Source organism: Kitasatospora sp. NPDC058406 (assembly GCF_042722765.1).
In the GTDB taxonomy this organism is placed as follows: Bacteria; Actinomycetota; Actinomycetes; order Streptomycetales; family Streptomycetaceae; genus Kitasatospora.
Window position 1 is genome coordinate 1 of record NZ_JBHXKE010000320.1, and the last position, 8,515, is coordinate 8,515.

Here is an 8,515-nt window from a genome sequence, read left to right on the forward strand (position 1 = left end):
GGCATGCTGCCGGCCCAGAACCGGCCGTGGGGGTCGCAGGCGCCGTCGTTCATGCGGGTGGGGACGCGTGCGTGGTCTTCGGGGCGGGCGAGCCATTCGGTGGTGCCGTCGGGTGCGAGGAGGGCTAAGAAACGACGTGGTACTCGATGGCTCGCGGTCGGCGCGCGGGCACCGGGTCGGGTCACCGGGCCGGGAACGGTTTCTGCCCCGGCCCGGTCCGCTCCCCCCTGGATGTAGGTCAGTTCTGGGAGGTGTAGACGGAAGCCTCGGCGAGCGACAGGAAGTTGGTGCCGGGGAGTTTGCGCCCGGGAAGATCGCCGTCATCGTGCTCGCGATGCTGCGGCACGACCAGCGGCTTTGCGACATGGCCGGCGGCAACGACATGTCCGCCTCCACCGTGCGCCGCTGGCTGCTGGAAGTGATCGATCTCGGGAAGCGCCCCCTTGCAGACAGCCGGATCTTGGTCGATCTTCTGCCATCGGGGGCGCCGTTGCTGTGCCCCGAGATCATCTGGCGCATCACCAGATTGTGGCGAGCAGCCCCCTGAACCAGGGGAATTACCCACCCAAAACGGTCACGATATACGCTCTATCTGCAGAAACGTCCAACCGAAACGTGGAGGCTAATCGGTCGGCCCGTACCCCCGACCCCGTACCCGAGTGGTCAGAGATTCGGGGAACCTGTACGTGGCAAGGACTGTTCAGACCAGATGATCTTCCCCCTGTTGGTGTGCCTGGTGCCCCACCGCTGGGCCATCTGCGAGATGAGGAACATGCCGCGGCCACCTTCGTCCGTGGTCCGAGCGTGGCGCAGATGTGGTGAGGTGCTACTACTGTCGGCGACCTCGCAGATGAGTCCGGCGTGTCGGATCAGGCGGAGCTGGATCGGGCCTGTGCCATGGCGGATAGCGTTGGTGACCAGTTCACTGACGATCAGTTCAGTGGTGAAGGAAAGCTCCTCCAGCCCCCAACGTGTCAGCGCGTTCGTGGTCAGGAACCGGGCCTCCGACACGACTGCCGGGTCGCACGGGAGGTCCCACGAGACCACCTGGTCCGGCCCGAGCGCATGACACCGCACCACCAGCAGCGCGGTGTCGTCTTTCAGGGGGCCGCCGCACAGGCGGCTCAGGACCGCATCGCAGATCTCCTCCGGCGAGCCGGCGCATTCGGCAAGGACGTTTTGCAGCTCATGCAGGCCGACGTCGATATCCTGGTCTCGGCGCTCCACCAGGCCATCGGTGAACAGGACTAGAAGGCTGTTCTCGGTGATTTCCAACTCTGCTGACTCGAAAGGAAGCCAGCCCAGGCCGAGCGGCGGCCCGGCCGGCACGGAGGCGAAGGAGATGGTGCCGTCGGGGGCGACGAGGGCTGGGGGAGGGTGCCCGGCCCGGGCGATGGTGCACGTCTGCGCTACCGGGTCCCAGACCAGGTACAGGCAGGTGGCTCCCAGGACGGCGGCGGTGGCCGAACCGTCGGGCTCTTCATCGATAAGCCGCAGAACCAGGTCGTCGAGGTGGGCGAGCATCTCGTCGGGGGGGTAGTCCAGGTTGGCGAGTGTGTGTACGGCTGTGCGGAGCCTCCCCATGGTGGCGGCCGCGTTGATCCCGTGTCCCACCACGTCGCCGACCACAAGGGCGACCCGGGCGCCGGACAGTGCGATGACGTCGAACCAGTCGCCGCCCACCCCCTCCCGGCCATGGGCCGGCAGATACCGCGAGGCCACCTCTGCAGTGCCGATGGCCGGCAGTTCGTGCGGCAGCAGGCTGTGCTGGAGCGTCAGTGCAGTCGTGTGTTCGCGGGTGTAGCGCAGGGCGTTGTCCATACAGAGAGCGGCTCGGGCGACGAACTCCTCGGCAAGCCTCAGGTCGTCCTGGTCGAACGGTTCCGCGCGTTCACGCCTGACGAAGACGGTCACACCCAGGACAGTGCCGCGCGCCCGCAGCGGAACCACCATCAGCGAGCGCAGACCGAAGGCGAGCACTGCGTCGGTGCGCAAGGTGTCCTCGGCGAGCCAGTGCGCATCGGCCGGTGACAGGGTCGGTTCGATGATCGCCCGGCCCTCGACAAGACAGCGGACGAAGGGGGAGGAGGGCCCGTATCCCGATGGTTCACCGACCGCTACGACCGCCTCCGGATAGCCCTCCTCGAGCGAGCGCTGCGCGACCCGGCGCAGGGGTGGAACTCCGTGTCGGGGGAGAGGACGCAGTTCCTCACCTTCCAGGGCCGAGTCGAGTAGGTCGACCAAAACCAGGTCGGCCATCCGGGGGACGGCAACATCGGTCAGCTCCTGAGCCGTGCGGCTGATGTCCAGCGTGCTGCCGATGCGGCCGCCGGACTCGCTCAGGAGAGCGAGGCGCTCCCTGGCGCGCCAGCGGTCAGTGACGTCGACGCCCATGTAGCAGACACCCATCACCCGCCCCTGCACGTCGTCGAGGCGGAAGACCGATGTCGAGAAAGCGTGTTCGCGGCCGGGATCGGCCGGCGTATAGCCGTGGTACTCGAAATCGAGGACGGGCACACCCGTGTGAAGGACCTGCTCCATCTGGGCCTCAAACGCTCCGGGGGCCAGCCGAGGAAGCACCTCGCTCATCCGCCGCCCCAGCCGTGCCTCGTTGGAGACGCCGGCCATGCGGTCGAGGGTGATGTTCGTCCAGACGTATCTGAGGTCCGTGTCCAGGACTGCCATGCCGAAGGGTGAGCGGGTGAGAAAACGCTCCAGGAGGGATCGGCTCACTCCCCACCACGGGGTGGATCCGAGATCGACGCCGGATAACAGCCAGCGCCTGTTTCCGTCAGGAGCTGCCAACGGGTCGGCCTGAACGCCGAGATTCATGCGGTGCCCGTCCCGGTGCAGAGCCGTGATCACTCCTGATTGCGGTCCGTCCTTCCCTGTGAGTCCCGTCGGAGTGTAGGGCTCGGCCAACAGTGTTCGACCGGACCGGCCGAGAATCGCCTCCGCTGGATATCCGAGAAGGCTCTCAGCTGCTTCCGTCCAACCGACGACCACGCCCTCCGTATTTAGCTCCGCCGTCGCGACGACCGGCAGGTCGAACGGAGCGGACGGTGGACCAGGGGGTCCCGCCGCGGGGCCAGCCATCACGAGACCTTCCCAACGACTGTCTGTGGATCTCCATTGTCCGGAAGCGGTGTCGTATGCGCGACTCGAATCCTACGATGCCCCGGTTGCTGTCAGTGGACGGTCAATGGTTGAAGCAGATCCGGCGGGCGGTCCGGGAGGCTCGGGGAATAGCGGAACGACAACACTATGGGGGGCCTCGGTCGGGGGCGCTCTGAACATGTGCGGGCGGTCCCCGAGTACGCGCCAAGTGCGGGAGGGCGCTCGCTCGGGGACCGGCCGTCCACCCATGACAGAAGGAGTCCTCATGCGAGCGAGCCTTTTGTCGCCGCCCATCGTCGCGAGACGGGTGCTTGCGCGTCGCCCAACCGGATCGCTGACGTCGCCGAACGCCCCAGTCTGTCTGATCCGACCGGCCCGTCGGCCTGCTCCGGTTCGGTGTGAGGGCACCGTCGCCAGGTCTTCGCATCCCACATACGCGAGCCGGCTTCGGCTGCCGCGACCGGTCCTGCCCCCTTCGCGGTCCGGAATCCCCTGCACGGCGGCCCGAGCCCAACCCTCCCCACGGTGCGCGCGTCCGCTCCGCTGCTGATCAACGGGTGAAGTCCCAGCCCCCGTACGAGGACAGGTCTGTGCACCACTCATCGCCCCTTCCCGCCCGCCCCGTCCGCCTGCTCGCCGCTGGCATGGCCGCCCTGTTGCTCGCCGTGCCGGCCGCCGCGCCGGCGCATGCCGCAGACGCCCGCTCCTGGGACTTCGAGTCATCCCAGAAACTGCCCTACCTGGCCCTGCTGGGTACCAGAACGATCGCGGTCGGGCCCGTGCCGAGAGGAAAGGGGGGCAATGCCGCGCGTGTCCACGTCTCCGCCGACGGCAAGTCCCTCAAGTCCGAGCTGGTGATCAAGGACCTCGACGCGGGCAGCCACTGATTTACCTTCGCCAACTACCTGCCCGCCGAGAACTGGCGGAACCAGTCGGTCGGCACCATCGTCGCCCAGTGGTTCAGCACGCAGAGTGACACCACGCATTCCGGCCACATGGCGACGGCCGGTAGCGAGATTGCAAGGGAGGTACTGCAATGTCTGAAGACACCGGGGTGGATGCCCCGGTCGCGTGGTCGGAGGCTGAGTCCGCCGAGTTACGGGTGCGGAGGATGCAGGTCAAACTGCACCGTTGGGCGGTTGTCGATCACGGCTTCCGGTTCGACGATGTGTTCAACTTCGTATGTGAACCGGCCACTTTGGTGGTGGCGTTCGTTCGGGTCGCAGGCAACACTGGAGCCCGGACTGCGGGCGTGGACGGCCTTCGCGCCGACCACGTTCAGGCATTCGGGGCCGAAGCGTACTTGGACCGGATCCGCTCGCAGCTGAGGGCAGGGCTATTTCAGCCAATGCCGGTGCGTGAACGGATGATCTCCAAGGCGGGCCGGAAATTGCGGCGCCTGGGGCGGTCGCATAGCGGTGCCGACGCTTGAGGGCGAAGTCGTCAACGCCGAGCACGCGAGGGACGCGCAGCGATGGCACCAGCCTGCGCATGAGCATGCGCAGGGCAGTCGGGCGGGAAATACAACAGGCCAGGACATGGGAGAGGCGGGCGCCCGCCCGGCCCGCTACTGAGCATTTCGGGTTGTCGTCGGGTAGTGACGGTTCGTGATCCCTGCGGTATGCCGTTGGTGTGAGGTATCCGGAGGGTGGGGGCCTGACCGCTGAGCGTCGGGCGTTTCGTGAGGGGATCCGGTTCCAGGCCGGGATGCGGTTCGCGGTGGGTGAGAAGACCACGGTGATCGCAAAGGATCTGCGGGTGAGCGTGCGGTCGGTGGAACGCTGGCGTCGTGCCTGGCGTGAGGGCGGGATGGAGGCACTGCGTTCAGCTGGGCCGGCCAACTCCCCGACTGTCACCGACGCCCAGTTCGCCGTGCTCGAGGAGGAACTCGGCAAGGGGCCGACCGCGCATGGTTTCGCGGATGAGCGGTGGACGCTGGCCCGGGTGCGGAGCGTGATTCAGCGCCGGCTGCAGCTCAGTCTTTCGGTCCCGACGGTGTGGCGGCTACTGAAGCGGCACGGCTGGTCCTGGCAGGCACCCGCCCGCAGGGCCCTCGAGCGTGACGAGCATGCGGTGGAGCTGTGGAAGAAGGAGGTGTGGCCGCGGGTAAAAGCATCGGGGCGGCGTGTGGGGGCTGGATCGTCTTCGAGGACGAGGCCGGATTCTCCATGACGCCGCCCCGCGCCCGCACCTGGGGCCGGCGCGGAGACACCCCCGTCGTCCGGGTCCGTGGCAGATCCCGCCGCCGGACCTCGGTGGCCGCCCTGTGCTGCTATCGCCCGGGCGAGAGCCGGCTGATCTACCGGCCCCGCAACCATCTCCTCCTCAAGGGAGCCCGCAAGAGCTTCTCCTGGAAGGACTACCGCGATCTGCTCGTCCGGGCCCACATCCAACTCGGCGGACCGATCGTGGTCGTCTGGGACAATCTCAACACCCACCTGTCAGCAGGGCTGAAACGGTACGAGGCCGAACACGACTGGCTCACCACCGTCCGTCTGCCGCCCTATGCACCCGACCTGAACCCCGTCGAGGCCGTCTGGTCACTCGTGTGCAGAGCGATGGCGAACACCGCCTTCGGAACGCCCGACGACCTCGACCGCACACTCCGCCGCGAGTTGCGCCGAATCCAACTCCGACCCCACCTGATCGACGGATGCCTGACCGCCACCGGCCTGACTCTCAGACCACCGACCCCACCCTGAAAACCTCAGTAACTCCTTCACAACCTCATCGAGATGGTCGGCGAGCCGGCGCGTACGCCGCTGGTAGCGCTCGAGCAGGTCGGGGACCTGCTCGCGAAAGGTCTGCCGCGGGCAGCCCAGGACCGGGCAGACCACGCGCCGTACCCGTGCCGACGCCACGACCCGCCGCCCGTCCACCGGCACGTCCGCGACCCTCCGACTGTGGAAACCGTGCACCCGCCCCGTCAGCTGCCCGCACTTCGGGCACGGCACCGGATCGTCCCGGTCCGCGCCGACACCTGGATGACCTCGCCCTCATCCGTCACACCCTCGACAAGCAGGGCCGACAACCCCGAAAACACCACACCCACACGCTCATTGACATCGCGCACATCATGAAAACGACAGTCGTCACCCTTTGTTGCCACCGATTACGTGACAGAGCCGAAGACCGTACAGACCAAGCCTCCGTCAGCTCGTGCGCGGGCTTGACGACCACCGCGTACGCGTTGCTGTGCAGCACGTCCAGCCGCCCGTAGCGCTCGCGCACGTGCGCCGCCAACTCCTCCCACATGGCCGCGGACGTCACGTCCCCGTGCCGGTACCCGGCCCGCCCGCCCTGCTGCGTGATCGTCTCGGCCGCCGCCCGGCCCGCGGTGTCGGCGATGTCGACGATCACCACCGCCGCGCCCTCTGCGGCCAGGCGCCGCGCGGTCGCCGCGCCGATACCGGCGGCCGCGCCGGTGATCACAGCAACCTTGCCGTGGAAGCGGCGGCATATCTGCGCTGTCATGTCGACACCGCGCCTGTTGACATCAAGAAGACATCTCATTTGGGTGGGTTGAGTAGACTCCGGGCGTGCTGATCGTGGAGCGGCTGGTGCCGGATGAGCTGTGGGAGTTGTTCCAGTTGGTCGTGCCGGACGCTCCGGTGCGCCCGCAGGGTGGTGGCCGGCGGCGCCACGGGGATCGCGAGGTGCTGGCGGCGATCGTGTTCGTCGCGACGTCCGGGTGCACCTGGGCCCAACTGCCGCCATGCTTCGGCCCGTCCGGCCCGACCGCCCATCGGCGGTTCACCGAGTGGAGCAGGGCCCGGGTCTGGGCCAAGCTCCACCGGGTGGTCCTGGAGGAGCTCGGCGCGCGAGGTGAGCTGGACTGGTCGAGGTGCGCGGTCGACTCGGTGAACATGAGGGCCCTGAAAAGGTGCCCCTATGGTCTTCGTCAACCGGTAGCGGCGGTCGGTGGCTGGTAGAGGGTGCGTCTCGGAGCATGGCGAAGAGGACGTCGATGCGGCGTCGGGTGAGTGCGACGAGGGCAGCGACGTGGTGTTTGCCTTCGCGTCGTTTCCGGTCGTAGTAGGCCCGTGACTCGGGTTGGGACAGGGATGCGAACGCGGCGAGGTAGAAGGCTCGTTTGAGCTGTTTGTTGCCCCGACGGGAGGGGTGTTCGCCGCGGATCGAGGAGCCGGAGGCGCGGGTGACGGGCGCCAGACCAGCGTATGCCGCGAGGTGGCCGGCGGTCGGGAAGGCGCTTGCGTCGCCGACGTCTACGAGGATCCGGGCGGCGGTCCTGATCCCGATGCCGGGCATCGGGATCAGGACCGGGGAAAGAGGGTGGGCCTCCAGCAGTTCCTCGATCCTCGCGGCGAGGAGTTTGCGCTGGTCGAGGACCGCCGTGAGTGAGGTGGCGAGGCTGGGGACGATCAGTGCGGCGGCCTGGGTGCCGGGGACGACGACGGTCTGCTCGTCGAGGGCGGTGAAGATGTCCTCGACGAGCCGCTCGGCCATCCGCGGGGCCTTGGGCGGCAGCAGTGCGACCAGTCGACGTGGCGTTCGAGCGGGGCGAGGACCGCGGGGTGGTCGAGTCGTGGGCCCAGGACGCGTTCGAGGGACGGGTGGATCTGGGTGAGCAGGCCGCGCAGGCGGTTTTTGATCCTGGTCGATTCGCCCGCGAGGTCGTCGTCGAATCCGGCGATCATCTCGAGCTCGGCGACGGTCTCGTCGCTCGGCACCAGGTCGCGCAGGGTGTGTGGCATGGTGCGGGCGGCGTCCGCGATGACGTGCGCGTCGCGGGCGTCGGTCTTCGCCTCGCCGGGATAGAGGTCGGCGATGCGGCGCATGGTCAGGCCGGGCAGGTAGGCGATGCGGCAGCCGCTGGCGCGGGCGACGGCCAGCGGCAGGGCGCCGACGGTGGCCGGCTGGTCGACCACCACGAGTACGGTCCCGTGCTTGGCCTGCAGTTTCGTGAACAGCTCACGGAGCCTGGGCTCGTTGTTGGGCAGTGCCTTGTCAAAGACCTTCTTGCCGGCCGGGGTGAGCGCGGTCGCGTGGTGCTCGCCCTTGCCGACGTCCAGGCCGAGATAGAGATCTATGCCGTCGGTGCTGGTCAACTGCTCCTCCCCAGGACTCGTCCTCCCGGCCCTGCGGCATCGGCGTGCCGGCATCCACGGTACGGAGAGCCTGCCTCACCCGGGCATGGGTTCGGCGCTCAAGCCCCTCGTCAGCGGTCTGCCAACGCCTCCGAGCCCGGTGACACCACCTTTTCGATCATGATCGACAAGGGGATCAAGTCATGCCGGGCCGGGAGGCCGGGAACCCCGTTGCGGGGCCACGAAAACGGTAGCGGGGAGCTGACAGGTCCGAATCCTGTCGATCGGGGCAAGTACGGGTCGAAGATCCACCTGCTCACCGAACGTACCGGTTTACCCCTCTCGCTCGC

The 8,515-nt window shown here is 67.9% G+C and carries 8 protein-coding genes and 5 pseudogenes; 7 read left to right on the forward strand and 6 right to left on the reverse strand.

Features of this window, described 5'->3' with window-relative positions; all coding sequences use genetic code 11:
- A partial coding sequence (locus ACFWOG_RS37065; RefSeq protein ID WP_380363842.1) for an SMP-30/gluconolactonase/LRE family protein occupies positions 1 to 185 on the reverse strand: 185 nt, incomplete at its 3' end.
- A gap of 140 nt (positions 186 to 325) precedes the next feature.
- On the opposite strand from ACFWOG_RS37065, the gene ACFWOG_RS37070 reads away from it, so the two are divergent.
- Positions 326 to 547: a hypothetical protein gene (locus ACFWOG_RS37070; RefSeq protein ID WP_380363843.1), complete on the forward strand. Its 222-nt coding sequence runs from the start codon at positions 326 to 328 to the stop codon at positions 545 to 547.
- Positions 548 to 663: 116 nt separating this feature from the next.
- Here the strand turns inward: ACFWOG_RS37070 and ACFWOG_RS37075 are convergent, their stop codons facing one another.
- Positions 664 to 2,832: a SpoIIE family protein phosphatase gene (locus tag ACFWOG_RS37075; protein ID WP_380363845.1), complete on the reverse strand. Its 2,169-nt coding sequence runs from the start codon at positions 2,830 to 2,832 to the stop codon at positions 664 to 666.
- An 875-nt stretch (positions 2,833 to 3,707) separates the two neighbouring features.
- Here ACFWOG_RS37075 and ACFWOG_RS37080 point away from each other — a divergent pair.
- On the forward strand, positions 3,708 to 4,004 hold the full coding sequence (locus tag ACFWOG_RS37080; protein ID WP_380363847.1) for a hypothetical protein: 297 nt from the start codon (positions 3,708 to 3,710) through the stop codon (positions 4,002 to 4,004).
- A gap of 149 nt (positions 4,005 to 4,153) precedes the next feature.
- Entirely contained in the window at positions 4,154 to 4,549 is a 396-nt protein-coding gene (locus tag ACFWOG_RS37085; protein ID WP_380363857.1) for a hypothetical protein, read from the forward strand.
- On the opposite strand, the pseudogene ACFWOG_RS37090 reads toward ACFWOG_RS37085, so the two are convergent.
- A pseudogene (locus tag ACFWOG_RS37090) lies at positions 4,524 to 4,688 on the reverse strand (ISL3 family transposase); the annotation flags it as partial. The gene ACFWOG_RS37085 and the pseudogene ACFWOG_RS37090 overlap by 26 nt on opposite strands.
- A gap of 61 nt (positions 4,689 to 4,749) precedes the next feature.
- Here ACFWOG_RS37090 and ACFWOG_RS37095 point away from each other — a divergent pair.
- Both ACFWOG_RS37095 and ACFWOG_RS37100 read left to right on the forward strand, forming a co-directional pair.
- Positions 4,750 to 5,289: a winged helix-turn-helix domain-containing protein gene (locus tag ACFWOG_RS37095; RefSeq protein WP_380363849.1), complete on the forward strand. Its 540-nt coding sequence runs from the start codon at positions 4,750 to 4,752 to the stop codon at positions 5,287 to 5,289.
- Positions 5,286 to 5,819 (forward strand): transposase, encoded by a 534-nt coding sequence (locus tag ACFWOG_RS37100; protein WP_380363851.1) that lies wholly within the window; start codon positions 5,286 to 5,288, stop codon positions 5,817 to 5,819. Before ACFWOG_RS37095 ends, ACFWOG_RS37100 begins: the two co-directional genes overlap by 4 nt.
- A 9-nt stretch (positions 5,820 to 5,828) precedes the next feature.
- Here ACFWOG_RS37100 and ACFWOG_RS37105 read toward each other — a convergent pair.
- Both ACFWOG_RS37105 and ACFWOG_RS37110 read right to left on the reverse strand, forming a co-directional pair.
- Positions 5,829 to 6,160, reverse strand: a pseudogene (locus ACFWOG_RS37105) (transposase family protein); the annotation flags it as partial.
- Entirely contained in the window at positions 6,121 to 6,591 is a 471-nt protein-coding gene (locus tag ACFWOG_RS37110; RefSeq protein ID WP_380363853.1) for an SDR family NAD(P)-dependent oxidoreductase, read from the reverse strand. The pseudogene ACFWOG_RS37105 and the gene ACFWOG_RS37110, both read right to left, overlap by 40 nt.
- A gap of 65 nt (positions 6,592 to 6,656) precedes the next feature.
- Between ACFWOG_RS37110 and ACFWOG_RS37115 the strand changes: the two are divergent.
- Positions 6,657 to 6,998, forward strand: a pseudogene (locus ACFWOG_RS37115) (transposase); the annotation flags it as partial.
- Between the two features lie 25 nt (positions 6,999 to 7,023).
- Here the strand turns inward: ACFWOG_RS37115 and ACFWOG_RS37120 are convergent.
- Positions 7,024 to 8,186: pseudogene (locus ACFWOG_RS37120) on the reverse strand (IS110 family transposase); the annotation flags it as partial.
- Positions 8,187 to 8,420: 234 nt separating this feature from the next.
- Between ACFWOG_RS37120 and ACFWOG_RS37125 the strand changes: the two are divergent.
- Positions 8,421 to 8,515, forward strand: a pseudogene (locus tag ACFWOG_RS37125) (IS5/IS1182 family transposase); the annotation flags it as partial.